Annotated in this window: 23 protein-coding genes, 1 tRNA gene and 1 pseudogene; 14 read left to right on the forward strand and 11 right to left on the reverse strand. The window is 70.1% G+C overall.

Features of this window, described 5'->3' with window-relative positions:
* The first annotated feature begins 222 nt into the window (after positions 1 to 222).
* The 7 genes from K8Z49_RS33110 to K8Z49_RS33140 all read left to right on the forward strand — a co-directional run bounded on the left by K8Z49_RS33110 (position 223) and on the right by K8Z49_RS33140 (position 6,656).
* A complete protein-coding gene (locus K8Z49_RS33110; RefSeq protein ID WP_412516055.1) occupies positions 223 to 1,878 on the forward strand; it encodes a S8 family peptidase in 1,656 nt (551 codons plus the stop codon).
* Between the two features lie 140 nt (positions 1,879 to 2,018).
* Positions 2,019 to 2,525 (forward strand): permease-like cell division protein FtsX, encoded by a 507-nt coding sequence (locus K8Z49_RS33115; protein ID WP_075021107.1) that lies wholly within the window; start codon positions 2,019 to 2,021, stop codon positions 2,523 to 2,525.
* A 7-nt stretch (positions 2,526 to 2,532) separates the two neighbouring features.
* Positions 2,533 to 3,012: a low molecular weight protein-tyrosine-phosphatase gene (locus K8Z49_RS33120; protein WP_412516056.1), complete on the forward strand. Its 480-nt coding sequence runs from the start codon at positions 2,533 to 2,535 to the stop codon at positions 3,010 to 3,012.
* Positions 3,009 to 3,854, forward strand: coding sequence for a fructosamine kinase family protein (locus K8Z49_RS33125; protein WP_412516057.1), 846 nt, complete (start codon positions 3,009 to 3,011; stop codon positions 3,852 to 3,854). Before K8Z49_RS33120 ends, K8Z49_RS33125 begins: the two co-directional genes overlap by 4 nt.
* Before the next feature lie 108 nt (positions 3,855 to 3,962).
* Positions 3,963 to 4,949, forward strand: a complete 987-nt coding sequence (locus K8Z49_RS33130; protein WP_412516058.1) for a TolB family protein — start codon at positions 3,963 to 3,965, stop codon at positions 4,947 to 4,949.
* A gap of 49 nt (positions 4,950 to 4,998) precedes the next feature.
* On the forward strand, positions 4,999 to 5,832 hold the full coding sequence (locus K8Z49_RS33135) for a PSP1 domain-containing protein (protein ID WP_021596274.1): 834 nt from the start codon (positions 4,999 to 5,001) through the stop codon (positions 5,830 to 5,832).
* Positions 5,833 to 5,879: 47 nt separating this feature from the next.
* Positions 5,880 to 6,656: an aldo/keto reductase gene (locus K8Z49_RS33140; protein WP_200871755.1), complete on the forward strand. Its 777-nt coding sequence runs from the start codon at positions 5,880 to 5,882 to the stop codon at positions 6,654 to 6,656.
* Positions 6,657 to 7,013: 357 nt separating this feature from the next.
* Here K8Z49_RS33140 and K8Z49_RS33145 read toward each other — a convergent pair.
* The 3 genes and pseudogenes from K8Z49_RS33145 to K8Z49_RS33155 form a co-directional block, all read right to left on the reverse strand.
* Positions 7,014 to 7,559, reverse strand: a pseudogene (locus tag K8Z49_RS33145) (MFS transporter); the annotation flags it as partial.
* A 489-nt stretch (positions 7,560 to 8,048) separates the two neighbouring features.
* Positions 8,049 to 9,065 carry an NADPH:quinone oxidoreductase family protein gene (locus tag K8Z49_RS33150; protein WP_412516059.1) on the reverse strand — a complete coding sequence of 339 codons (1,017 nt, stop codon included), beginning with the start codon at positions 9,063 to 9,065 and terminating at the stop codon, positions 8,049 to 8,051.
* Between the two features lie 48 nt (positions 9,066 to 9,113).
* On the reverse strand, positions 9,114 to 9,470 hold the full coding sequence (locus K8Z49_RS33155) for a MerR family transcriptional regulator (RefSeq protein ID WP_021596278.1): 357 nt from the start codon (positions 9,468 to 9,470) through the stop codon (positions 9,114 to 9,116).
* Positions 9,471 to 9,876: 406 nt separating this feature from the next.
* Here K8Z49_RS33155 and K8Z49_RS33160 point away from each other — a divergent pair, with 406 nt between their 5' ends.
* The gene (locus K8Z49_RS33160) at positions 9,877 to 10,713 is read left to right on the forward strand and encodes a GNAT family N-acetyltransferase (RefSeq protein WP_412516060.1); all 837 of its coding nucleotides are present in this window, start codon (positions 9,877 to 9,879) and stop codon (positions 10,711 to 10,713) included.
* 644 nt (positions 10,714 to 11,357) lie between these two features.
* On the opposite strand, the gene K8Z49_RS33165 is transcribed toward K8Z49_RS33160, so the two are convergent.
* Positions 11,358 to 12,092, reverse strand: coding sequence for a DUF427 domain-containing protein (locus tag K8Z49_RS33165; protein ID WP_412516061.1), 735 nt, complete (start codon positions 12,090 to 12,092; stop codon positions 11,358 to 11,360).
* Positions 12,093 to 12,119: 27 nt separating this feature from the next.
* Positions 12,120 to 13,592 carry a DHA2 family efflux MFS transporter permease subunit gene (locus tag K8Z49_RS33170; protein WP_075021101.1) on the reverse strand — a complete coding sequence of 491 codons (1,473 nt, stop codon included), beginning with the start codon at positions 13,590 to 13,592 and terminating at the stop codon, positions 12,120 to 12,122.
* Positions 13,593 to 13,721: 129 nt separating this feature from the next.
* Between K8Z49_RS33170 and K8Z49_RS33175 the strand changes: the two genes are divergently transcribed.
* The 3 genes from K8Z49_RS33175 to K8Z49_RS33185 all read left to right on the forward strand — a co-directional run bounded on the left by K8Z49_RS33175 (position 13,722) and on the right by K8Z49_RS33185 (position 16,101).
* Complete coding sequence (locus tag K8Z49_RS33175; RefSeq protein ID WP_021592872.1) at positions 13,722 to 14,387, forward strand: TetR/AcrR family transcriptional regulator; 666 nt, start codon at positions 13,722 to 13,724, stop codon at positions 14,385 to 14,387.
* A 92-nt stretch (positions 14,388 to 14,479) separates the two neighbouring features.
* Positions 14,480 to 15,964, forward strand: coding sequence for an alpha/beta hydrolase (locus K8Z49_RS33180; protein ID WP_412516062.1), 1,485 nt, complete (start codon positions 14,480 to 14,482; stop codon positions 15,962 to 15,964).
* 64 nt (positions 15,965 to 16,028) lie between these two features.
* Positions 16,029 to 16,101, forward strand: a tRNA-Thr gene (locus K8Z49_RS33185).
* Between the two features lie 23 nt (positions 16,102 to 16,124).
* Here K8Z49_RS33185 and K8Z49_RS33190 read toward each other — a convergent pair.
* Complete coding sequence (locus K8Z49_RS33190; protein WP_412516063.1) at positions 16,125 to 16,328, reverse strand: hypothetical protein; 204 nt, start codon at positions 16,326 to 16,328, stop codon at positions 16,125 to 16,127.
* 342 nt (positions 16,329 to 16,670) lie between these two features.
* A complete protein-coding gene (locus K8Z49_RS33195) occupies positions 16,671 to 17,111 on the reverse strand; it encodes a hypothetical protein (protein ID WP_021592875.1) in 441 nt (146 codons plus the stop codon).
* Between the two features lie 534 nt (positions 17,112 to 17,645).
* Here K8Z49_RS33195 and K8Z49_RS33200 point away from each other — a divergent pair.
* Positions 17,646 to 18,119: a carboxymuconolactone decarboxylase family protein gene (locus K8Z49_RS33200; RefSeq protein WP_021592876.1), complete on the forward strand. Its 474-nt coding sequence runs from the start codon at positions 17,646 to 17,648 to the stop codon at positions 18,117 to 18,119.
* Between the two features lie 53 nt (positions 18,120 to 18,172).
* Here the strand turns inward: K8Z49_RS33200 and K8Z49_RS33205 are convergent, their stop codons facing one another.
* Both K8Z49_RS33205 and K8Z49_RS33210 read right to left on the reverse strand, forming a co-directional pair.
* Positions 18,173 to 18,721, reverse strand: coding sequence for a GNAT family N-acetyltransferase (locus K8Z49_RS33205; RefSeq protein ID WP_244938778.1), 549 nt, complete (start codon positions 18,719 to 18,721; stop codon positions 18,173 to 18,175).
* Between the two features lie 150 nt (positions 18,722 to 18,871).
* Positions 18,872 to 19,273 (reverse strand): MarR family winged helix-turn-helix transcriptional regulator, encoded by a 402-nt coding sequence (locus K8Z49_RS33210; RefSeq protein WP_235206513.1) that lies wholly within the window; start codon positions 19,271 to 19,273, stop codon positions 18,872 to 18,874.
* A gap of 75 nt (positions 19,274 to 19,348) precedes the next feature.
* Here K8Z49_RS33210 and K8Z49_RS33215 point away from each other — a divergent pair, with 75 nt between their 5' ends.
* Entirely contained in the window at positions 19,349 to 20,794 is a 1,446-nt protein-coding gene (locus K8Z49_RS33215; protein ID WP_024936073.1) for an MFS transporter, read from the forward strand.
* Positions 20,795 to 20,843: 49 nt separating this feature from the next.
* On the opposite strand, the gene K8Z49_RS33220 is transcribed toward K8Z49_RS33215, so the two are convergent.
* A complete protein-coding gene (locus K8Z49_RS33220) occupies positions 20,844 to 23,264 on the reverse strand; it encodes a VIT domain-containing protein (RefSeq protein ID WP_412516064.1) in 2,421 nt (806 codons plus the stop codon).
* Positions 23,265 to 23,302: 38 nt separating this feature from the next.
* Positions 23,303 to 24,655 carry a MerR family transcriptional regulator gene (locus K8Z49_RS33225; RefSeq protein ID WP_412516065.1) on the reverse strand — a complete coding sequence of 451 codons (1,353 nt, stop codon included), beginning with the start codon at positions 24,653 to 24,655 and terminating at the stop codon, positions 23,303 to 23,305.
* Between the two features lie 141 nt (positions 24,656 to 24,796).
* Here K8Z49_RS33225 and K8Z49_RS33230 point away from each other — a divergent pair, with 141 nt between their 5' ends.
* Positions 24,797 to 25,552, forward strand: a complete 756-nt coding sequence (locus K8Z49_RS33230) for a nuclease-related domain-containing protein (RefSeq protein WP_412516066.1) — start codon at positions 24,797 to 24,799, stop codon at positions 25,550 to 25,552.
* The last annotated feature ends 47 nt before the right edge of the window (positions 25,553 to 25,599 follow it).

The raw sequence follows: 25,599 nt of genomic DNA on the forward strand, positions 1-25,599 counted from the left end.
AGCCGACGACGATCGCGGGACGTCTCCTGTTCCCCGCTTACAAGAGATGTCCCTATTCGTTACATTTCCGTACGCGTCTCTCAACAAGCGCACACGTAACGTCTCCTGGCTGATCAACAGAAAACCGGGCTATTCACCCCCACGGCCAGGAGGTCTGCCTTGCGGCGAGCCTTGATTTCCGCCGCGTGCGCCGTCGCCACCATGACGGCCCTCGCGTTTCCAGTGTCAGCGGCTCCGAACCCATCGCAGGCGAAGGGCGAGGCGTCGGAGTACGTCGTCCTCTACAAGGAGGGCGTGTCCACGGGCCGGGCCCACCGTGCCGTGAAGGCGGCCGGAGGCAAGGTCGTTCACGAGAACCGCGACGTGGGCGTCGCGACCGTCCGGTCGAGCAACCCGGGGTTCATCCGCGCCGCGATGAGCCGGCGGGAGTTGGAGGGCGTCGCGCACAACCGGGTCATCGGCGAGGCGCCGAAGACCAAGAAGAAGGCCGCGAAGGTCGAAAAGCTCGCCGGCGTCACGAGCGGTGCCACGAACAAGCTCTCCCTTGCGGGCAAGCCGTCCAAGGACACCGAGCCGCTCGCGGACCTGCAGTGGGACATGAAGCAGATCCACGCGACGGCGAACGGCTCGTACAAGAAGGAGCCGGGTGACAGGCGCGTGCTGGTCGGCGTCCTCGACACCGGCGTGGACGGCGACCACCCGGACATCGCGCCGAACTTCGACCGGAAGCTGAGCCGCAACTTCACCCACGACATCCCGACCGACGCCAACGGCGACGAGGTCGACGGGCCGTGCGAGTTCACGTCGTGCGTCGACCCCAACGACTGGGACGACAACGACCACGGCACGCACGTCGCGTCCACGATCGCCTCGCCGCGCAACGGCCTCGGCATGGCGGGCGTCGCCCCGAACGTGTCGATCGTCAACCTGCGCGTCGGCCAGGACTCCGGCTACTTCTTCCTCCAGCCGACCGTCGACGGCCTGACCTACGCGGCCAAGAACGGCATCGACGTCGTCAACATGAGCTACTACATCGACCCGTGGCTCTGGAACTGCGGCAACAACCCGGCCGACAGCCCCGAGGCCCAGCTGGAGCAGCGGACGATCGTCAAGGCCGCCCAGCGCGCTCTGGACTTCGCGCACGAGCGCGGCGTCACGCTGATCTCCGCGGCGGGCAACGACCTCGTCGACTACACCAAGACGAACGAGGACGCGAGCAGCCCCGACTTCCCGTCCACGCCGGGCGAGGCGCCGTATGAGCGGACCGTCCCGGCGAGCTGCGTGTCGATGCCGTCCGAGGGCGAGCACGTCATCCCGATCTCGGCGACCGGGCCGAGCGGCCGCAAGTCGTACTACAGCAGCTTCGGCAACGGCTACGTCGCGGTGGCGGCGCCCGGTGGCGACAAGGTCGACAACGCGAACCAGCGTCCGGACGACAAGGGCGGCATCTGGGCGGCCTACCCCGAGCGGCTCGCGAAGGCCCGCGGTGAGCTGAACGCCGACGGCACGCCGAAGGTGCCCTACCTCATCCGCAGCTGCAAGGGCGGCAAGTGCGCCTACTACCAGTCGATCCAGGGCACGTCGATGGCGTCGCCGCACGCCGTCGGGGTCGCCTCGCTCATCGTCAGCAAGTACGGGCACCGGGACCGCCGCGGCGGCCTGACCCTGGACCCGGGCGTCGTCGAGCGGGTGCTGCGCGGCACCGCGACGCCCAAGGCGTGCCCGAGCCCGCGGACCGTCGAGTACGTCTGGTACACCCAGGGTGAAGACGGCGAGTGGGTCAAGCACACCTCGACGCAGACGTGCGAAGGCTCGAAGGGTCAGAACGGGTTCTTCGGCAGCGGCGTCGTGGACGCGCTGAACGCGGTCTCGCGGTGACCCTGCACTAGGCCACCCCAGGGCGCGGCCCCCGGCGATCACGCCGGGGGCCGCGTTCTTTGTGCCGGGACCATCCGGTGCGTTCTGTGGCAAGGTGAACACCGGCTGTATCGCGGGCGCGGCGGGACGAGGGAGCGACGATGACCGAGCCGGAGGAGCCGACCGAAGAGCGTGCGCGGCGGGCCCCGATCTGGCTGATCGCCGGCGCCGTCGTGCTGGCCGTCGCGCTGACCGCGGGCGCGTCAGTCGGCGGCATCCTGTGGATGCGGGACGACGCGAGCCCGGAAGGCTCGAAACCGGGCGAGCGTGAGGTGTCGGTGTTCTTCTGCGTCCGCTCGTCCAGCGAACCCCGGTGCGGCGACGGCGCGGCGACGGAGCAGCAGAGGCAGGCGGTCAAGCAGCGCGTCACGGGCATGCCGAAAGTGCGCCAGGTGGTGTACGAGTCGCAGCAGCAGGCGTACGAGCGGGCCAGGAAGACCTTCGCGGATCGCAAGGACCTTCTCGCCGCCCTGCGTCCCGAGGACCTTCCCGATTCGCTGCGGGTGCGCGTCGCCGGCACCCGCGCCGCCGAGGCGGTCAAGGCGGCGCTGACCAGTGCCCCGGGCGTCCAGGAGGTCGTGATCCAGCCACGCCGCCCTGGGGCATGATGGTGGGATGCCGTACCGCGTCACGTTCGTCTGCACGGGCAACATCTGCCGCTCTCCGATGGCCGAATGGGTCCTGCGCCACCACGTCGATGAAGAGGGGCTGGACGTCGAGGTCGACAGTTCGGGCACCGGCAACTGGCACGCGGGCGACGGGGCCGACGAGCGGACGGTCGCGACGCTGGAGCGGGCCGGGTACCGCTCGGCGCACATCGCGCGGCAGTTCGAGCCCGGCTGGTTCGCCCGGTACGACCTGATCCTGGCGCTGGACGAGGGGCACCGGCGGGCGCTGCGGGCGATGGCGCCGGACGAGGAGGCCCGAGGCAAGGTCCGGCTGCTGCGCGAGTTCGACCCGGACGCGGACGGCGACCTCGACGTCCCCGACCCCTACTACGGGGACCGCGCCGACTTCGACCTCGTCCTACAGCAGGTGGAGTCGGCGATGCCCGGCCTCCTGGAGGAGATCCGCGCGGCGCTCAAGGCGGCGTGAGCGCGGTGCGGCTGGAACGGCTGCTCGGGACCGCGGTCGACGACGTGCGCGATCTCGGTTCCAGCCACTCCTGGACGCTGCACAGGGCGTCCCTGGCGGACGGCCGCGAGGTGTTCGTCAAGGCGGCGTCCGACCAGGCCGGCGTGTTCACCGCGGAAGCCGCCGGGTTGCGGTGGCTGGGCGAGGCGGGCCCCGGAACGCCCGTCCCGGAGGTCGTCGCGGCGGACGACCACATGCTCGTCCTGCCGTGGCTGCCCTCGGCGTCGCCGTCCCCGGCCGCCGCCGAACGGCTGGGGCGGGAACTGGCCGCCCTGCACACCGGGAACCGTCCGGACTCCTACGGGGCGCCCTGGGACGGCTACATCGCGGACCTGCCGCTCGACACCACCCTCGACGACCGCGCCTGGCCCGCCTGGTACGCCGAACGCCGCCTCGAACCGTTCCTGCGCCTCGGCAGGCGGCACCTGTCGTCCGGTGACGTCCGCCTCATCGAGGCCGTCATGGAGGACGTGGAGACGCTCGCCGGGCCGCCGGAGCCGCCGTCCCGCATCCACGGCGACCTGTGGTCCGGGAACATCCTGTGGACGGACGAGCGCGCGCTGCTGGTCGACCCCGCCGCGCACGGCGGGCACCGCGAGACGGACCTGGCGATGATGGCGCTCTTCGGAACGCCGCACCTGGACACGGTGCTGGCCGCCTACGATGAGGCGGCGCCCCTGGCGGACGGATGGCGTTCCCGCGTCCCGTTGCACCAGTTGCACCCGCTGCTCGTCCATGTGGCCCTGTTCGGCGGGTCGTACAGGGCGTCCCTGGTCGACGTGGCCCGCGCGTCGCTCGGCTGAGGCGGCTTGCTTGCGAAGTGGTAACTCCGCATTCATGGGTGTTTGTGGCGATGTAAATGAGATAGAAACGACGGGCGATCCGCAGGAAGGCAGGTGCGAGACAAGCCCATGAACGGTGGCAGGCGCCAGGACCCGGGGGACCGGCTCGGCTCGTGGAAGGGCCTCATCCCCCTCTGCATGGCCGCGGCGGCGGCCCTGTTCATCGGCGGAGGCGTGGACGTCGTGCATCGCCACCAGCGGGCCGGCGACGACGAGCGCGAGGCCAAGCCCGCGGCGAAGGCCGAGCGGACGGAGCCGGCGGTCGTGGTCGGCATCACCGCGCCGGGCACCTCGCTGCTCGTCCGGGACGTCCGCACCGGTGCGAACGTGGGGCTCCCCGTCGCCGCACCGGAGGGCCGCCGCTTCCACCGCGTCGCCGCGGTCAAGGACGGCTCCTACATCGTCGCCTCCTACGGCGGCCGCAGCGTCACGTTCCAGCGCCTCGAGCTGGGCGACGACGGGCGCCCCAAGAGCCTGACGGACATCCCCAAGGTCAGCGTTCCGGGCGCGTCCACCGCCTGGTCGGAACTCGCCGTCAGCCCGGACGGCGGCCGCATCGCCTACGTGACGTACAAGGGCGCCCGGGGCCGTGTGGACGTCGTCTCCACCACCGGCGGTGCCCACAAGGCGTGGACGACGAAGCTCCGCGCCCGAATCGGAAGCCTCTCCTGGTCCGGCAGCACACTCTCCTTCGTCTGGACGTCGGCCGGCTCCCCGAGGCACCAGGTCCGCACCCTCGACACCGGCGGCCCCGCGGGCGACCTCAAGGTCAGCAAGGCCGTCATGGTGCTGCCCAAGGGCGCCACCAACGCCGTCCTGAGCCGGGACGGCCGCTCCGTCATCACGGGCGCGGTGAAGAACTCCGAGCTCACCCTCCAGGCGTACACGCTCCAGGGAAAGCCCGCGAGGACGCTGTGGACCCAGAAGGTGAAGGGCGCCCTCACCGGCCTGGACATCGCCCACACGAGCAACAGCCTCATCGCGACCGCCGGCGACCTGTACGCGCAGGGCGTCGCGGCCGTCCCCGGAGAGGATCTCGCCGACGTCGCCTGGTGACACCTAGAGTGGACCCACGGAATCGGGCGAATGGAGCGAAACCGTGGGCATGGTGATGGCAGTCAGCTTCACCCGTTACGGGCGGCTCTACTACCTCGACCCGGGCCCGCACAGCCCGAAGGTCGGTGACAAGGTCCTCGTCCCGACCGACTCCGGGCCCGAGGTCGCCGAGTGCGTGTGGGCGCCGCAGTGGGTCTCCGACGACATCGGCGGCCTGCCCGAGTGCGCCGGCCCCGCCACCGACGAGCACCTCGCGCGCGACGAGACCAACCGGCGGCGGCGCGCCGAGGGCCGCGCCATCGCCAAGCGCCTGATCCGCAAGCACGAGCTCCCGATGAAGGTCATCGGCGTCGACTACCTCGACACCGACAACGTCTTCAAGATCTACTTCACCGCTCCGCACCGGGTCGACTTCCGCGCCCTCGTCCGCGACCTGGCCCGCGGCATCAAGGCCCGCGTCGAGCTTCGCCAGGTCGGCCCGCGCGACGAGGCCCGCCTTCAAGGCGGCATCGGCCCCTGTGGCCGCGACCTGTGCTGCGCCACCTTCCTCAAGGACTTCGAGCCCGTCTCCGTCCGCATGGCGAAGGAACAGGACCTTCCCGTCAATCCGCTCCGCATCGCCGGCGCCTGCGGCCGCCTGATGTGCTGCCTCAAGTACGAGCACCCGCTCTACGTCAAGGCGCACGAGCGCATGCCGGCCCTGGGCTCCCGCGTCGACACCCCGAACGGCCCCGGCCAGGTCGTGGGCCGCAACGTCCCCGCGGACAAGGTCACCGTCCGCCTCAACTCCGGAGGCCGCTGCTCCTGCCCTTCGGCCTCGGTCTGCTCCCCCCGCAAGCAACACGACGCGATGCACAACCCCGCCTCCGACGACGCCGGCTGACCGCCGGGGAGCGAGTGGAGATCAAGGCGCGGGGCAGAATGCGAGGCATGACGCGAACTGTGAACCTGCCCGGTGACGCCTCGCTGCCCCTCATCGGCTTCGGGACCTGGCAACTCCGGCCCAAGACGGCGTACGAGTCGGTGCGTGCGGCGCTCGACATCGGTTACCGGCACATCGACACCGCGACGCTGTACAGGAATGAGGCGGACGTCGGCAGGGCCGTCAAGGACAGCGGCGTCGATCGGGAGCAGGTCTTCGTCACCACCAAGCTGCGGCCGCAGGACGCCCGGAACGCCCGCCGCACCCTGGAGTCGAGCCTTCGCCTGCTCGACACCGCCTACGTCGACCTCTGGCTGATCCACTGGCCGACCGGACGGGACGAACTCGTCCCGACATGGCAGGACCTACTCTCCGCCAGGGACGCCGGGCTGGCCCGGACCGTCGGCGTCAGCAACTTCAGCCCGGCGCAGATCGACCTGGTGACCGAGGCCACCGGAGAGCAGCCGGCCGTCAACCAGATCCCGTGGAGCCCCGCACAGCACGACCCGGCCCTGCTGGACGAGCACCGCCGCCGAGGGGTCGCCGTCGAGGGCTACAGCGGCCTGAAGAACACCGACCTGCGCGACCCGATCCTCACCGGAATCGCGGAACGGCACGGAGTAACCACCGCCCAGGTGGTCCTCCGCTGGCACCTGGAACACGACATAGTGATCCTGCCCCGCTCCTCGCGCCGAGAGCGCATCGCAAGCAACTTCGCCCTCGACGCCTTCACCCTCACCAAGGAGGACGTCGCCACGATCGACTCCCTCAGCCGAACCGCCTAACCGACCCCAGCTACGCGAACCCCCCGTCCCCCAGAAGCCAACACGCACACGCCACCACAAACCAGGCCGCCGGCAGCACGACCACCGAAGATCATCAACAGCCGCTGAAAAGGGTCGGCAGAACCGCCAACGCGTCCCTTCTCGCTTACGAACCTGCCACACCCGCCGGCCGCGCGCTGGCTGCTGCGCTCGACGCCGCGAGCGACGTCCACGTCCAGGCCGGCTTCGATCAGCGCGCCTCCGATGAGCTGCCCGAACACGCCGCCCAACCCGAGCGCCAGGCCGTAGGCCGTGAGTGAAGGCGCGGGCGCGGCGCTCCCCGCTGAACGCGCCGTTGATGATGCCGAGGACCTGCGGCATCAGCAGCGCGGCCGCGACGCCCTGCACGACCCTGGACGCGATCAGCGTGCCCGGGGACGGGGCGAGCCCGCACGCGAGGGACGCGCCGGTGAACGCCGCGAGGCCGAGCGCGTACATCCTTCGGCGTCCGAACAGGTCGCCGAGCCGCCCGCCGGTGACCAGCCCGCTGCCGAGGGCCAGCCCGAACCCGGCGACGACCCACTGGACCGCCGTCGCGCCGGCCCGCAGATCCGCCTGGATGTCGGGTATCGCCACGTGACGATGAAGAAGTCGAGCGTGGTGATGAAGATGCCGGTGAGCAGCACCAGAAGCGCCCCGGTGGACGCGGCACCGGGCCGCACGCCCTCGCCTGGCCGCCGGCCCGCCGCGGTATGCGACATGGTTCCCCCGTTCGTCGTCGTGAGCCTCGACGATCTCCCGGACCCGCTCACGAGTGCGATAAGGCGAGAGCCAACGCACCCGACCGCGAACCCCACGGAACCTCGACGCCCGCCGCCCCGCACCAGCGCATCCCAGCACGGGCACCCGGCCGACAACCCGCACCAGCGCCCGCAGGCACGACGTATCTCACCGCAGGGTGCCCGGCCCGACAGAACGCGGCGCGCGGACCCGTCGGCGACGCGCGGTCGGACCGTGAGGGGTGGTGCCGTACGCTCGGCCCGCCAACGCCACGCAAACCCGGCGCCTGTCGCCCCGCGCCGACGTGTGTCGGCACGAGCATCCGGCTGACAACCCGCGCCGGCGTGTATTCGCACGGGGACTCGGCCGTCGGTGGCCCGCATCGTCGCCCGCGGGCGCGGCGTATCTCGCCGGGTGCCCGGCGCGGCGGAACGCGGCGCGCGGACCTGCCGGCGATGCGCGGCCGGTGTGTGGGCGGTGCTGTGCGGCCGGGCCGCTAAGGCCATGGGAACCCGGCGGTTGGTGGCCCGCACCGGTGCCCGTGGGCGTGGCGTATCTCGCCGCGTGCTCGGCGCGGCGGAACGCGGCGCGTGGAGCCGCCGGTGGTGCGTGGTCGGGCCGTGCGGTCGGTCGCTAGCGCCACGGGTTGAGGGCGTGCTTGCCGCTGGTCCGGCGCGCTTCGAGGTTTCGGAGCACCGCCGGACCGTCCGCCAGGGGATGAACCCGGGGAGTGCCGGGCGGATACACGCCCTGGGCGATGAGCGCCTCGATCTCGGCGAGCAACGATCGGTAGATGGACGGGACCGCCGTCGCCAGCGCACCAATGTGCAGGCCCTTGACCTGAACCTGATGGGCGAACACCAGCTCGTGAGTGGTCACGGCGACATCGCCGGACGCCGCACCGAACACCACGATTCGTCCGATAAATGGCTTGGTGACCGCCAGGCTGGCCTCGAACGTGGCCTGTCCCACGGACTCCAGAACCAGGTCGACGCCGCCGGTCAGGCGGACGATCTCCGCGGCCAGGTCAGGGCGTGCGCCGTCCAGGACCTCGTCCGCGCCGAGCGTTCTAACGGTGTCGTGCTTGGCCGGCGAGGCCGTGGCGATCACGCGCGCACCGTAGTGACGGGCGAGGCGGACGGCGGCCTGGCCCACACCACCGGCCGCCGCGTGCACGAGCACCGTGTCACCCGGCTCGATCCCACCCAGCGGCTTCAGCGCCGCCAACGCGGTCGCCCAGTTCAGCACAAGTCCGAGCGCCTCGGCGTCGTCCCATCCGGACGGGACGGGAAGCACCTCCGCGGCCGGCATCGTCATGTACTCGGCGAAGGCACCCGGCCCTGCTCCGACGACATGGGAGCCGACAGGGAGAGGGCTCTCCACCGCCGGGCCGACGCCCACGATCTCGCCGGCGGCCTCGAAGCCCGCCACGTAGGGTGCCCGCGGACCTCCGCCGTAGATTCCACGCGCCTGCATGACGTCCGCGAAGTTGACCCCGGCGGCGCCGACCCGGATCAGGTACTCGCCCGGACCAGGCACGGGACGGCGCTGATCGGTCGTCAGGAACAGATCCTCCGGCCCGGCATCCGACCGCTGGACCAGTGCCCGCATCGTCTGCTCGGCGGTCCGATGCCGCTCGTTGGTATCCATGCACCGGAACGTAGAAGGCTCACACAGGTGTCAAGGTCAACCGGCGGTTCACCCGGTGACGCGACGGGCCTCGCGGAGGTAGTCGTCGAGAGCCGCCTGCTGAGCGCTGAGCGCGGCGATTCGCGCGGCGAGCCGATCGCGGTGGTCCTGCACCTCACGCAGAAATTCCGCGCACGGCACATCCGCCCCTGCCTCGGTGATGTGGGGCAGAACCTCCTTGATCAACCGAACCGGCAACCCGGATTCCAGCAGCGACCGGATGACAAGGACCCGGTCGATCGTGGATCGGCAGTAGTCGCGGTACCCGTTGCCACGGCGGCCTGGCACGATCAAGCCCTCATCCTCGTAGTACCGCAACGACCTCGCGCTAGCACCACTGACCCTGGCGGCCTCGCCGATCCGCATACGTGCGGCAACGTCCAGAGACTCCCCGATCTTCCAGCACGATGGCGTCGCGGCGAAGGGCGGCGGCGGGTGCGCCGCCGTGCCATCGCGCAGCCCTCGCCGAGCCCCGCCCCACGGAAGGCGCCGCCTCAGCTGGACGCCACCGCTCGATGGGCGGTCCCGGGGCGACCAGTCCAACCGCATCGTCCGTCCGCCACACATACTGCCGATCCGCCGATGGTCAGGCACGGAGGCACACGCGCGGTCGGCGGCGGAACCGTCCCGCCTGTCCAACTCCCGGCGGCACTGCCCGGCGTAGTCGCCCCCGTGGGGCGACCGTCGCGCCCGCCTCGTCCACGGGCATGCTTGAGGCCGCCGCCGTAATTCGGTTGTGCGGGTTGCTCGGGGCGATTTAGCGTCCCGTCGCATGGATTCACTGGTACCGGACGGGCCTGTGCGGCTGCTCGGAATCGACGACCTCGCCGCCTGCCAGCGCCTCGCCGAGGACCGGGAGTGGGGCCGTGAAGACCACAAGTGGCGGTTCCTGTTCTCCGTCGGTGACGTGTACGGCGTCGACGACGGGAACGGCGGCCTCGCCGCGACGGTGGTGACGACCCCGTACGGCAAGGACGTCGCGGCTATCAGCATGGTGCTGGTCGCCAAGCGCTATGAACGCCGCGGTCTGGGCGGCCGGGTCATGCGGCACGCGATGGAGAACGCCGGTACGTCCAGCCTCTGCCTGACCGCCACGGACTATGGCCGCCCCCTGTATGAGCGTCTGGGTTTCAGGTCTGTCGGGCTCTGCACGACCTACAAGGGCACCGGTCCGGGCCCGTCAGAGCGAACCGTGTCCGTGCCCGTGGAACCTGCCGACATGCCCGCCATCCACGCACTCGACACCGAGGTCTTCGGTGCCGACCGATCCCAAGTGATCGACGGCCTGCCGGCATTCTGCTCGACGTTCCGCGTTGTCAGGGACGGGACGGGCATAGCCGGTTTCGGAGGCATGTGGCGGAACGACGGGCAGGCCATGGTGGGCCCCGTCCTGGCACAGGACGTCGGCACCGCCCTCGCGCTCGTAGACGAGATCGTCCCGGAGGGCCCGATACGCCTGGACATCGACCACCGCCACACGGAACTGACCGCCTGGGCGAAACGGCACGGCCTCCGCCCCGCCTTCACCACGACGATCATGGAATACGGCGACCCGATCCCAAACGACCCGTCCCGCCTCTACCTCCCCGTAGCCCAAGCCCTCGGCTAACGCCCCAACCCACCAGCGAGCCAGCCACACCTCACTACCTCCCGCAGACGCCCGTCCCCGCCCCACCACGCTGACACGCCCTCACGCTTGGCGGGGCGCGGCACGCACGCAGGCCCGGCATGCAGGCCCGGCATGCAGGCCCGGCATGCAGGCCCGGCACGCCTGCCATGCTGGCCTACTCGCCCGCCGCCACGCCCGCCACGCTTGCCGCGTCGGCCACGCTTGCCGTGTCAGCCGTGTCAGCCGTGTCAGCCGTGTCAGCCGTGTCAGCCGTGTCAGCCACGCCTGGCACGTGGCTTGACGCACCTGGGGTGGCGTGGTGCCTGGGGTGGCGTGGCGTTCCAGACGTGCGTGTCGGGCGCGCAAACGTGCAGGTCCAGGCACGCCTGCCACGCCGCCACGCCAGGCGCATCGGCATCCTCGGTAGGACGGGCCGGACCGTAAACCGGTGTTGCGCGGTGCGCCATGCTTCCCGCGCAGCACCCAGAATTCCGCCGCAGCCGAGCAACCCTCGCCGCCCTCGACTACATGACCGGCGAGAGCAGGGCTAAGGACCGGATCGATGCGTCGCGCCTGACCCAAGGGCCGGGTTGTTGCTTGTTCGCCGGACGCACTTCGGCAGCGGCCGGGGATGAAGCGGACGCTTAGAACTTCGTCTTCGGGCGTTCCTGAAGGACGCCATCGACGAAGATGTCGACCTTCTCGTTGTAGAAGCAGATCAAGCCGGCGACCTTGCGGCTCTCGTCCAGTGGGGTCGGGTACGACCAGGCCAGATCCTTCTGGATTCCGTCGCCCGCATGCACCGACCAGTACTCGGCGGTGCCCTTGTAGGGGCAGTGCGTGACGGTCTCGGTGTGTTCGAGGAGATCCATCTGGACATGCGGTTTCGGCAGGTAGTACCGCACCGGCAGGCCCGTCTCGAACAGCAGTCGCGGGCTGGACGACTCCGCGACCGTCACGCCGCCCACCTCCACCCGGACGTGCCGCGACGACGCCAGGACGTCCACGCGTGTGTGCGGATCGCGCGGATGGACGAAGACCTCCTCGTCCTCCTCGAACCACGCGTCCATCGCATCCCAGTCGAGCCGGACGAGGCCCGGTAGTTCGGTATGCCGGAGCGCGCCGCCCGGAGCCTCCGCCCCGTTCACCTTCACGGTGTAGGCGGTCGCGTCGCCGCGGCTCGGCGAACGCTTCCCGGGCCCGTCCTCGACGAGCTCGGCCTGCACGTCCGCCTCGGGGAAGTAGTAGGTCGGGTAGTAGGGAATCTCCCATACGAGGGACGGTCTCGTGGTGTCGGCGACCAGGTGACCGCCCAGGTACGCCCGTACGCGCTTGCCGCTCTCCTCGATCCGGAGGCTGGTCTTCCGCGATGTGCCCATGCTTGGGCAACCGCTCCCGGCCGGGGCCTATTTCGCCCTCGCTCTGCGTGGGACGGCGAGGATGGGTAGCAGAGAGAGGAGCAATAGCGCGGCCGCCCACCAGAAGGTCGTGGTGAACGCTCCTGCCAGGAGGTTCGGCGTCCCTGCCGTGTGGAGCGCGGCTGCCTCGTCCAGGTTGCCGGACGCGCCGGGAATCTCGTCGCGGATGCTGATCTGCAGGACGACCGCCATCACCGCCGTGCCCAGCGAGCTGCCCACCCTGACCAGGATGTTCGCGCCGGTGGTCGCCGCCGGAACTGCCTCGCGGGGCAGTCCCTGGTAGGCCATCGCCATGAGGCACGGAGCGATCATGCCGTGGCCGAGCCCCACGACGAACATGGCGCACATGATCGTGGGGCGGCCGGTGCCGGGGGAGAGGCCGGTGAGCGCCAGGGTTCCGGCGAGCACGCCGAGGACGCCGCCGACGACGAACCACCGCCCGCCGAAGCGGTCGGCCAGCCGTCCCGACACGCTCATGGTGAGCATCGCGCCGAGCCCCATGGGTGCGAGCAGCCAGCCCGCGTCCAGGGCCGACTCTCCGCGGACGAGCCCCGCGAACAGCGGAACCAGGATCATCACGCCGAACATCGCGGCGCTGTAGAGAAAGAGTCCGCTGGTCGCCCCGGTGAATGCACGGGTGCTGAGACGACGCAGATCGATGAGCGCACCGTCCCCCTTGCGGAACGCATGCACGACGAACGCTCCGACCATGGCGCCGCCCGCGATCGCCGTGACGAGGAAGCGGCCACCGGTGAGGCTGTCGCCGTTGCCGGCAACGGACAGGGCGTACACGAGCACCGCAAGCCCGGGGGACAGCAGCAGCATGCCGAGGACGTCCAGCCGGGCGTCCATGTCGCGCTCGCCGTCACGGGGCAGCATGCGCAGGGCGGCGAACAGCGCCACCGCGCAGAACGGGACGTTGACGAAGAACATCCAGCGCCAGTTCAGGCTGTCGACGATCGCGCCGCCGAGCAGCGGGCCGAGCACCGGGGCGAGCATCGCGGGCACGGAGACGATGCTCATCACCCGTCCCATCCGGTCGGGGCCCGCCTCGCGGACGAGCATGGTCTGCCCGACGGGCAGCAGCATCCCGCCGCCGAGGCCCTGCAGCACGCGGAACGCGATCAGCGAGGGAACCGACCAGGCGAACCCGCACAGCAGGGACCCGCTGATGAACAGCCCGAGCGAGACCAGCCACATCCGCCGCGCGCCGAACCGCCGGACCGACCACGCGGTGATCGGGATCGCCATGGACAGGGCGAGGGTGTAGCCGGTCACGACCCACTGGATGGTCGACAGGGAGGTGCCGAAGTCCTTGCCGAGGGCGGTGATCGCCACGTTGACGATGGTGCTGTCGAGAACGGTCATGATCGCGCCGAGCACCACGACGATCGCGAGTTTGCGCAGGTGCGGGTCGATGCCGTCCTTCTCGACGGGTGGTGCGGTTCCCATGATCTTCATCGGCGCCCCCCTGGTTTCCGTACACCGTATCGCTAGCACCATACACTGTATCACTCGATCCGTACACCGTATCGATACGCCGTATCGCGTACCATCGGCGATGTGGCGGGAACTTCGAGGTCAGACGATGTGTGGACGCGTCCGCGCGGCGGGCGCCGCCCGAAGCTGACCCGCGAAGGGATCGTCGAGGCGGCGATCGGGATCGCGGACGCCGAGGGGCTGGACGCGGTGTCCATCCGCCGCATCGCGAGCGAGCTGGGCGTCCGCGCGATGAGCCTCTACACGCACATCGACGCGAAGGAGGACCTCCTCGACCTCATGTACGACGAGGTCGCGGGCGAGGTGCTCCTCGACGGCGAGCTGCCCGACGACTGGCGGGAGGCGGTGCTCGTGCTCGCCCGCAGGGAGCGCGAGGCGAGCATCAGGCATCCCTGGCTGCTGCAGATCGCCGGCCGCTCCGTGCGCGTGGGCCCGAACGGGCTGCGTCACCTTGAGCAGTCCCTGGCGGCCATTGCCCGGCTCACCGACGACCCGGAGGAGATGCTGACGATCGTCAAGGCCGTCGACTACTACATGATGGGCTTCATCACGTTCGAGCAGGGGCTCGGTCAGGAACGCCCACAGCATGGTCCGGCAAGCCCTCTGGAAAAGGCGTACGTTCGCAAGTTGGTCGAGAGCGGGGAGCTCCCCCATCTCAAGCCCTTCCTGGAGACGGGCCTCTACAACCACAACAGCTTCGAGCGGGGCCTCAAATGGTTGCTCGACGGCATCGAACACGAATACGGAGGGAAGTAGCCCTCGGTCATCACGCCGACGTAGCGTAGGCGACGGCGTACGTGCCGCTACGACGAGACGGGGTCCAGGTGCGGGCAGCAAGGTTCATCAGCGTGGCGACTGTCCTGGCGCTGGCAGCGGTCACCGGCTGTAGCGGCGATGCCAAGAACGAGTCGACACCTCCGGCCGACGTCCCGGCGGGGCTCGACTCCTTCTACGGGCAGAAGCCCACCTGGAAGGGGTGCGGGGACGACTTCCAGTGCACGACCGTCCAGGTACCTCTGGACTACTCCAAGCCGTCCGGGGCGAAGGTCGGCATCTCCCTCATCAGGCTCCCAGCTCAGGACAAGTCGGCCCGGATCGGCTCCCTTCTCACCAACCCGGGCGGTCCCGGAGGTTCTGGCATCGACTTCGTCCGCCAGGCCGGCCGCGCTTTCGGGGACGACCTGCGCCGCCGCTTCGACATCGTCGGCTTCGACCCGCGCGGAGTGGCCGCCAGCGACCCCGTCCGCTGTAACGACGGCCCCCAACTGGACGCGTTCTTCGCCACCGACGCCTCCCCCGACGACCAGAACGAGACGAACACCCTCGGCGAACAGGGCAAGGCGTTCGCGGAGCGGTGCAAGACCAAGGCCAGCTCGGAGCTTCCCCATGTCGGCACCGTCAACGCAGCCCGCGACATGGACGTCCTGCGTGCGGCCCTCGGCGACAGCAAGCTCACCTACTACGGCGCCTCCTATGGCACCTACCTGGGCGCCTTTTACGCCGAACAGTTCCCCGAGAACATCCGGGCCCTCGTCCTGGACGGCGCCGTCGACCCGCAGCTCTCGTCCACCGAACTGCTGATCGAGCAGGCGAAGGGCTTCGAAACGGCCCTCCGCGCGTTTGCTGACGACTGCGTGAGGTCAGGCGGCTGCCCCTTCGGAACCACTGCCGACACGGTCATCACCAACATCGCGTCCTTCCTCGCCGCCACGGACAAGAAGCCGCTCTCCAGTACCCGCAACTCCCGCAAGGTCACCGAGTCCCTGGCAGTGATGGGCATCGCCAGGTCCTTGTACGTCAAGGAGTACTGGCCCGTCTTGCGCCAGTCCCTCATCCAGGCGATGCAGAAGGGCGACGGCACCTACCTCCTGGCCCTCGCGGACGAGATGGTCGAGCGCAAGGAGGACGGCTCATACAGCAACCAGACCGACGCCAACATGGCCGTCAACTGCGTCGACAAGCCCAACCCACCGGACCTCGCCACCTACGGCAAGTCCGCGGAAGAGGCCAAGAGGGTCGCCCCCCGATTCGGCCCCTTCGTCGTCTGGGGCGGCCTGCCCTGCGTCTACTGGCCCGTCCAGATGAAGCAACAGCCGAAGCCCATCACCGCCAAGGGCGCCGCCCCGATCGTCGTCATCGGAACCATCCGCGACCCCGCAACGCCGTACAAGTGGTCCCAGAGCCTCGCCGACCAGCTCTCCAGCGGCGTCCTGCTCACCTTCGACGGCGACGGCCACACCGCCTATCTGCAGGGCAACTCCTGCGTCAACGAGGCCACCGACAAGTACCTCGTCACGACCGACCCGCCCAAGGACGGAACCACCTGCCGCTGAATAACCAGTGCAACCCACCCCCGGAGACCCGGTAGACTGCTTCCCGCCGTGCCACGCATGGCAGGCCGCCTTAGCTCAGTCGGCAGAGCGATTCACTCGTAATGAATAGGTCGTCGGTTCGATTCCGACAGGCGGCTCCCACCTCAGAGGCCCATCACGATCACCCGCGATGGGCCTTCTGCATGACTTCCTGACTAGGCGTCCTCGGCAGCGGCGGGAACACGTCGTCCATGGCCTCCGTACCGGCCAGCAGGGCGGGGCGGATCCGGTGCCAGTACACCGTCTCGGTGACCTCTGTGCTCTCGTGGTCGGCCAGCCGTGAGATGTCCTCGATGGGCACGCCGGCGTCCGACAGCACCGACACGAAGCTGTGCCGTAGTTCCCACAGGACGTTGTTGGCTTCCCCTCGGTGCCCGCAAGCGGCATGAAGACCAGGCCGTGCTCCTGCCAGGTCATGCCAGCCGGGCCCCTCCTTGGGTGCGTTATAGACCCGGATGGTCTTTGGGCATCAGCCAGCCGACCGTGTCTGGGTGGAACACGTCACCCCAACCAGTAGCGAACACGTGGCCCGTCTTCGCCGACGCGCCATATCTCGCCGACGAGGAGTTTGTCAGCCGCCTGGGCCTGTGGTGCTCCCGGAGTACGGTCACGGTCTCGTCATCGTTGCTCACGACGTAGGACCGACCGTTTTTGGGCGAGAACGTCTCTACTCTGCGTCCTTCAGTCCCAGACGGAACCAGTCGGGCATGGTGTCTTCTGAGCGCGGGAACCAACGGTTCTCAAGGGCGAAATCCTCTGCGGTCGGCGCGTCCTCGAAGCTCGGTTCGGTATCGCGGTTGTAACTGATGGTGAACGTGCCGGGCGGGTCGACGATGTACTCGAACCCCACCCAGCTCCCCACGCCTTCGGAGTACATACCCTTGCGGAGCTGCATGAATAGACGCCAGACCTCCGGTGGAACGGCCCAGCCGCGTGTTGAGCGGTCGGGCATCAGCACGCCTGCCGACATTTCGCTGTGCCTGCCGATCGTCTGGACACGCACCACCAGGCGTCGCCAGCCGTCGGGCAGGGTGGGCACTACCTGCGCCGTGATCTGGTCGAGTTTCTGCTGTTGTTCGGACGGACTGAGCTGCGGCCAACGGGACATCCGCTGTGCTCTCCTCTGCTAATGGGGGACGGACGACTCATGTAATCCGCCCCGGCGCGGTCGATACCGGCAGATTAGAGATCAACCGAGCGCGCCAGGTTCCCTCGAGAGGCACGCGTCATGACCAGGGCGGAGCGACGAAGCCCGTGATCGCCAGTGAGCCGCATCGAGGGGCTCAGGTGCTCCTTGCCAACGGCGGGTCGGGACGGCCCTGGACGAGTCCGACCAGGAAAAATCGTCGATCCTGATCGTGTGCGGCAGCGTCTCGACGGCGAGCGTTCCGACGGCCTTGCACACCAGGCCGGTGAATCGCGCGGCCGCGGCAGCGGGGGCCGTCCTGCTGGGCGCTGCTGAAGGTCGAGATCCCGAGCGCCTTGCCGCCTCACCGCCACCCGTCAGAACGTCAGCGGACGGACTGGGCGGGTGCGGCTTGGTCCTCGGGGGTGGCTCGTAGGTCACAGGCGATCGGACGTCACATTGTGGTGGCTTGCTCCGTCAGTGAGGTGTATCAGTCATCACGGCAAGGAGATCGTCATGGACGCTCGGTTCAACTTCTACGGCGGCACCATCGGGGCCAAGTACATGAAGTACATCCAGTCGGCGGGCAAGGTGCTGATGGACTCACCGCTGCCCGTCCTGACGCAGCACCTTGTGGAAATCAGGGCCAGCCAGATCAACGGGTGCGGCGTCTGCCTCGACATGCACACCAAGGACGCCATGGAGGCGGGGGAGACTTCGGTACGTCTCAACATGGTCGCGGCGTGGCGGGAGGCCACGGTCTTCACCGAAGCGGAGCGGGCCGCCTTGGAGCTGACCGAGCAGGGCACGCGTATCGCCGATGCCGCGGGTGGCGTCACCGACGAGGTCTGGGAGAACGCCGCCAAGCACTTCGACGAGGATCAGCTCACCGCCCTGGTGGGCCTGATCGCGCTGATCAACACCTGGAACCGCTTGAACGTCATCACCCGGCAGCCCGCCGGGGGCTACCAGCCCGGCCAGTGGGGGTGATCGTCGAGCGCTGACTTCGGATGCACGTCCCACGCGGACCGGGACGTGCATCCCTAGGGGAGGACGTGTCGGTTGCAGGGTGGGAGGTGGGCGGTCATGCCGGCGGTGATGGCCCAGCGTTCGTGGTCGCGCCAGACGCCGCCGATGTTGATGAACTCGGGGGAGAAGCCTTCGCGGCGAAATCCGAGGCGCTGGACGAGCCGGCGGGACGGCTCGTTGCCCGGCTGGACGTCCGCCTCCACCCGGTGTAGCCCGAGCGGGCCGAACGCGTACAGGACGGCCAGCCCGACGCCTTCCGTCATGTAACCCTGGCCGGCGCTCGGCGCGAAGGCCGCGAAACCCAGGATCGCGCGGTCGTACGGCCGGCGGACGATTCCGGTGAGGGTGACGTGGCCGGCGATGGCTCCGGTGTCCGCCTGTTTGACCAGCAGGGCCTCGCCGGCCGTCGGGTCCGCGAAGCGCCCCAGGTAGTCGCGGAACGCCGCAGGGTCGGCCGGTGTTCTCACCCAGTCGGCGTGCAGTTCGGTGCTCTGCCGGGCGAGGCGGACGAACTCCTCCTCGTCCCCCGCCCGCATCCGCCGCAGGACCACGCGACACCCCACAACGCCTCCGCCCTGGCCTCCCCGCCCCCCGGACCGTTCGTTGCCTACAGAGCAAGGTTGCACCACGTGCGCCTCGGCGCGCAGCGACTCCGCCGACACGTCATGGAGGCGGAACCGGGAGCCCCGGCCTCTCCTGGACGGCGGCGCCGGTCAGCCGGTGAGGTGCTCCGCGAGGATCTTCAGGTGGGTGTCGCGGGCCTCGGTGTGGCAGCGGCGGCCCTCGTCGGTGATCTCGACGAACACGCCGCGGCGGTCGTCCTCGCAGAGGCCGCGCTGGACGTACCCCTGCTTCTCCAGGCGCGCGACCGTGCGGGACAGGGCGCTCTGGCTGAGGTACATGGCGGCGGCGATCTCCTGCATGCGGCGCTTCTCACAGTCGAGATCGACGAGCCTGTCGAGCGTCTCGTACTCGCTCATGCTGAGGCCGTGGGTCTCCTGCAGCGCGCGGTCCAGGGCGCACGCGACCGTGTTGTAGCAGGTCGCCAGCTCGCGCCAGCGGCTGACCAGAGCAGTCTCCGCCTCCATGCCGCGCATCGTAGCATGCACGCGCATCAGATGCATGCGAATTAGATTCCAGAGAAATTAGTGCGTGGACATTTGATGCGCGTGCATGTACTGTCCTCCGACGTGACTATCACCGACACCTCACCCGACTCCACCGTCCGTGCACCGGCCGCCGCGCCGGCCGAACAGACCTGGACTCCCCGGCTGTGGGGAGTCCTCGCGGTCCTGTGCGCCGTGCTGTTCCTGGACGGACTCGACGTCTCGATGGTCGGCGTCGCGCTGCCGTCGATCGGCGCCGAACTGGGCCTTTCGACCACGTCACTGCAGTGGATCGTGAACGGCTACGTCCTCGGATACGGCGGGCTGCTCCTGCTCGGCGGGCGCACCGCCGACCTGCTCGGCCGCCGCCGGGTCTTCCTCGCCGCGCTGGCCGTGTTCGCCCTCGCGTCGCTCGTGGGAGGCCTGGTCGACAACGGTGCGCTGCTGATCGCGACTCGTTTCGTGAAGGGCCTGGCCGCCGCGTTCACCGCGCCGACCGCCCTGTCCATCCTGACCACCACCTTCCACGAAGGGCCCGCCCGCAACCGGGCCCTGTCGGTGTTCTCCGTCTTCGGCGCCAGCGGCTACTCGTCCGGGCTGATCCTCGGCGGGCTGCTGACCAGCTTCGGATGGCGCTGGACGTTCCTCACGCCCGTCCCGCTCGCCGTCCTCGCCCTCGTCGCGGGCATCGCGCTGATCCCGCGGGACCGGCCCGCGGCCGGCGGCGGCCACGACGTCCTGGGGGCCGTGACGCTCACCGGCGGCATGCTGCTCGCGGTCTACACCGTGGTCTCGGCTCCGGAACGGGGCTGGCTCGACCCGGTCACGCTGGGGTCCGTCGTCCTCGCGGCGGCCCTGCTGGTCGCCTTCTTCGTCACCGAGAACAGGGTGCGGCACCCGCTGATCCGGCTCGGCATCCTGCGGATCGGCTCGATCGTCCGGGCCAACCTGAGCATCGTCGCGCTGTTCGGCTCGTACCTGAGCTTCCAGTTCATGATGACGCTCTACCTGCAGGACGTGCTGCGCTGGTCGCCGCTGAAGATGGCCATGGCGCTGCTGCCCGCCGGGCTTCTCGTGGCGTTCGGGTCCCCGTTCGTCGGGCGCCTCATCGACCGGTACGGGACGCCCCGGCTGATCATCAGCTCGATGACGTCGCTCAGCCTCGGCTACGCCTGGTTCCTCGCGACCGCCGGGAACAGCCCGCACTACGCCTTCACGATCCTGCCGACGATGCTCCTGCTGGGCGGCGGGTTCGCGTTCGGGTTCAGCTCGATCATGGCGCAGGCCACGGACGGCATCGACGACTCCGAGCAGGGGCTCGCCTCGGGTCTGGTCCAGACGTCGGGCCAGGTCGGCGCGGCCCTGGTCCTGGCCGTCGTCACCGCGCTGGTCGCGGGCGGGACGGCCGCGGGCGGCGACGGGTTCGCCGAGTTCCACCCCGGCGTCAACCTGGTCAGTGCCGTCGCCGTGGTCGGCCTGGCGCTCAACCTGATCCCCCTCCTCCGCCGGTACCAGCCCAAGCACACCTGACCGGAACGACCGGTGCGGGGGCGTCCTACGCGGGACGCCCCCGCTCGCGTCATCTCGGCCGCTTCCAGAAGGACCGCCGAGGCTGGGACTCACCGGTGAAGTCGGCGAGCACCCGCAGCGCGCGGTTCCACAGCTCGCTGAGCGCAGGAGTGTCATCGGGGAACTGGAGACGAAGGAAGTCGTCGCGCAGCTCCGCGAGTGACGTCGCGTCCAGGGACTGAGCCTCCATCCGCGGGACGATCGACTCCAGGGCTGGTAGCAGGTCGTTCTGCAGATGCTGGACACGTGCCTCCGCATTCTCGGGCACCTGCCGGAGGCGTTCGAGCACGATGGCCATTTCCCGCTGGAACTTGGTGAGATCGGGGGCGCTGCCGGCCCCGGGCGCCGGGCGCTTTTGCTTGGCGGCCCGGCCGAGGGGACGGCTGGAACCCCGCGCGACCCCCTGCGGCCTTGCGGAGGGACGCGGCCCGGCGGGGGGAGGCGGTGCGGCAGGGGGAGGCGCCGCGCCGTAACCGGGAGGCGCGGATCGCTCCAGCATCCCGCCGGGCGCCGCCGGCATGGGCGGCATGGGTGCGCCGGAGTCCGGCGGCAGTTCCATGTCGGCCGTTGAGACCGAGAACGCGGCGTGGGCCGCGTGCGGAGCGGCCGCCGGTGCGCCCCAGCCTCGCGGCATCTCCACCGGCTGAACGACCTGGTGCGGGGCGTCGCCCTCGGTCGCCACCCTGCTGTCCACGGCCACGAACGCGGTGAAGCGGCACAGGACACCGAACCTGAGCGAGGTCGCGATGATGCGCTGCTCCAGGTCATCGGGGCCGCCGACCGTGTAGCGGTCCTCCAGGTCGCGCAGGTGCGCGCGGGCCCAGATGGACCTGGCGGCCGTCTCGTCTGCGACGACGCCGGTGGCGTGCTGTTCCCACGGCGTCCCGTCCGACGCGGTGCCCCGGACGGTCAGCGATCCGGTGGTCGAGCCACGGAACCGGCCTGCGATCACCAGCGGCACGCCGGGGAACAGGGCGCCCGGCCGGGCCGGGGCCACCGTTCCGGGGACGATCTCCAGGCCTTCGGGGTGCAGGCCGAGCCCGGTCGCGACCGGGGCCGCGATCCGGTGGTGGATGTGCTCCATCGCCTCGTCGAGGCGGTCCTCGGACTCCACCAGTTCGCACCGCCCCTGCCCGATGGCGGCGAGGCGGTTCAGGAAGCCCGCGTTGACGGCCTGGTCGATGCCGACCGTGTGCACGCGGACGCCGTGCAGCCGCGGTTCCAGGTGGGCGAGGAGCTGGTCCTCGTTGCCCACCTGGCCGTCGGTGATCAGGACGAGCACCCGGTCGCGTCCCGGGTCGGCGAGCAGGCGGCAGGCCTCGTCGAGCGGGGCGAGCATCTCCGTACCACCCCGCGCGCCCAGCGCCGCCAGGTGCTCGACCGCGCGGAACCGGTTGCGGTCCGAGCCGTCGACGAGCCCGGTACCGAGGTCGCGCGGGCGTTCGATGGTGGTGTCGAACGACAGGACGGCGAACCGGTCCTCGGCGCGGAGCGTGTCGACGATGCGCGCCGCGGCGCGGCGTGCGGCGACCATCTTCCAGCCGTGCATGCTGCCCGAGCGGTCGAGGACGAGGACCACGTCCCGCGGAGTGGCTGTGGCCTCGCCGGAAGGCAGGACCGTCAGGCTGAACGTGCCCTCCTCGCCGAACTCGTCCGGGATCAGGGTGAGGGCCGCGCTCTCCCGCGGGGCGAAGTCGAGGCGGAGGATGAAATCGCGGTCGAGGCGTTCACCGGGCCGCAGCCGCACGGTGATGCGTTCGCCACCACCCTCCTCCGTGACCACGTGCAGTGCCGACCGGAGCTGGGTCAGCGGCAGCCCGGCGGGATCGATGTCGACGGTGACGGACAGCCGCACCGGGTTGGGAAATCCGGGCAGCAGAACGGGCGGGCTGATCCGGGACGCGTCCGGCACGGCATCGGTGTCGTCGGCCACTCCGGTTCCTGCGCGCTCGTCGTCCAGGGGCGCGCCCGGGATGTAGCGGGGCGCGACCACGAGCGGGAAACGGAACGTTGCACTGGACGCCGACTCGTGCGGCAGCGGCTGGTCGAGGGCCAGCGTGATCGTCACCCGCTCGCCCGGCAGGATGTTGCCCACCCGCATGGTGAACACGTCCGGGCGGTCTTCCTCGGCGATCGCCGCGCGCTGCCCTGCGGCGATCGCGGTGTCGTAGTCCTGCCTCGCCTGGCCGCGCTCCTTCAACTTCCCCTCGACGATCCGGTCGGCGGCCTCCATGCGCAGCGCGGTGACGGCGGCGCGGTCGGGCAGCGGAAAGATGTAGGTGGCCTCCAGCGGGACGTCGAACGGGTTCCGGAACCCCTGCACCACCTCGATCCCGGCGGCCAGGCCGGTGATCGACGCGTGCACGTCGACGGAGTCGAGCGGCAGGTTGCCCTTGTCGGTGCTGAGCGCGCCGAACCCCCGGTCTGGCACCGGTGGCGCGATATCGGGTAGCGGCAGGATGCGCACGGTCACTGGGTCCTCCGGGGTTGAGCGGCGGGCAGGAACGCGGGGGTCTCAGCAGAACCTCCGGCCGAGTCTGTTGCCGGGCCTTCGGTGATGTCTGCGGCGGGGGCTGCAGCCGAGTCTTCGGTCGCGCCCTCGGCGAGGCTCCCGGCCGGGCCATCGGCTGGGCCTCTGGTGAGGGCGCCGGCGGGGTCTTCGGTGGAATCTCCGACCGGGCCTTCGGTGAAGTCTTCGGCCGGGCCTATGACGGGGTCTCCGGCCGGGCCATTGGCCGGGCCTAGGACGGAGTCTCCGGCCGGGCCTTTGGTGGGGTCTCCGGCTGGGCCTTTGACGGAGGCTCCGGTCGGGTCCTTGACGGGGAGTAGTCCGCGCCTTCGCAGCTCGTCGAGCAGTGGACGCGCGGCGGTCTCGATCGCGGCGAGGTCGTCGCCGCTCAGGGTCGGAACGTCCAGGAGCACGGTGAGACCGGGCACGAGCCGGACCCCCTGGACCAGGGTGTGATGGGTAACGCGGTAGTCACCGGCGACCGTGGCTTCTCTGTAAGACACGTCCGGACGCGCCCTCCAGAAGCTCTCCCGCTCACGCGACCTTTCACCAGTGGAGCCGGGCTGCCTCTCTTCGCCGCCCAAGGAGTCAGCGGCCGGGGAGATGGAGCCCTCCGGCCTGCCAACGGACGTGGCAGGAGCTTCGGGGTCCGCGGCCGTCTCATCGTCCGCACCGGCGATCCGGGCCGGTTCAAGCCGGCGGCCGGTGGAACGCGCGGATCCCGAGGATCTCGTAGGGCGTACGGAGCCCGGGGAGGACGCGGAGCTCGTAGGGGGCCCCGCGCCCGCGGCGGGTGTATGGGGTTCCGAGTCCGCGGAGCCTGCGGGAGGTGCCGAGCCCGCGGCGAGTGCGTGAGGTTCTGATTCCGCGGAGGGTGCCAAGTCCGCGGAGGGTGCGGAGCCCGTGGGAGGTTCCGAGTCTGCGCGAGGTGTGGAGCCCGTGGCGGGGGCAGAAGGTGCGGAGCCCGGGGAGTGCATGGGGGGTGTGGGCGCGAGGGGGGTGGGGAGGGCGGCGATTTGGGCGAGGGTTGCGTTGGGGGCGCCGGCGAGTTCGAGCTGGATCTCGGCGATGGAGCGGCCCGCCGCCTGGCGGCGCTTGACCGCGACGAGCTGGAGCAGGTGGCGGGGGCCGTACAGGGACGTCCGGCCGCGGCGGCCGAGGGGCGGGTCGACCAGGCCGATCGTGGTGTACCAGCGGATCAGCCGCTCGTTGGGAAGATCACGCACCCGGCCGCTGACCTGCGCGGATCCGTCCGCGGCGAGGGCCGCGGCCGCGTCCTCCGCCAGCTCGCCGATCGTCCAGGTCCTCTCCATGGCTCGATGATGACACTGTCACGATGACAGTGTCAACGTCCGAACCAAGATCGACATGAGGAAACCCTTGATGGAACCGCCGGGCTGCCGCACGCTGGTGCCTCAGGTGCGGCTCGGGGGCGGACGAAAAGGGGCCGTGAGGTGCGCAGCAGCGGGGTCGGCATGTCCGCCGCCGGGGCGTCGGCGCTGCACCGCTACCGGACACTGGCCGCCAAGCACCGGTGGGAACGACGTGCGGTGAGGGCGGCGGTGGCCGGAGCCGCCGGTGTCGTCGCGGCCGGCTTGGGCACGTGGTGGATCGGCTTCCTTGTCGCCGTCCTCATGTTCACCGGCCATGCTGCGTACACGAGGTTCAGGCCGAGCCCCATGGCCAGCTGGCGGCGGGGTGCTCGGGCCGAGCGCCGTACTGGACGCCGCCTGGCACGTCTGGATCCTGCGGGCTTTCACGTCCTGCATGACCGCGCGTTGCACGACGGCCCCACGCCGGTGGCCAATCTCGACCACCTGGTAGTCGGCCTCACCGGTATCTACGCGATCGTTAGCAGGAGGTTCCGGTGGGGAGCGCGATTGCGCGCCGAGCAGCGCCGCCTCTGGGTCGGGCACAGCTCCGTGGGTGGAGTGGCCAATGTGGCGACGCGTGCCGCGGACACGGTGGCCGAGCTGCTCTCCAAGGAACTGGGTCAAGACGTCTCTGTCACGCCGTTGGTCGTCGTGCACGGAGCGCGGGTCGCCCGGGAGGGTGTGCGGCACGGTTCAGTGCTCCTTCGCTCGGCTCGGACGATCCCGCGCGCTATTGAGGCGGAACCCGTTATCTACACCAGCGCGCAAGTGGCGGCACTTGCGGCCGCCGCGGAAAAGCGACTGCCGCCCATGATGGAGGCCCTTTTTCCTGAGTGATTCGTCAAAGTGAATCCTTTTACTCTGGGTGACGTGAAGATCGCTCA

The organism is Actinomadura madurae (genome assembly GCF_047130825.1).
GTDB lineage: Bacteria > Actinomycetota > Actinomycetes > Streptosporangiales > Streptosporangiaceae > Spirillospora > Spirillospora madurae.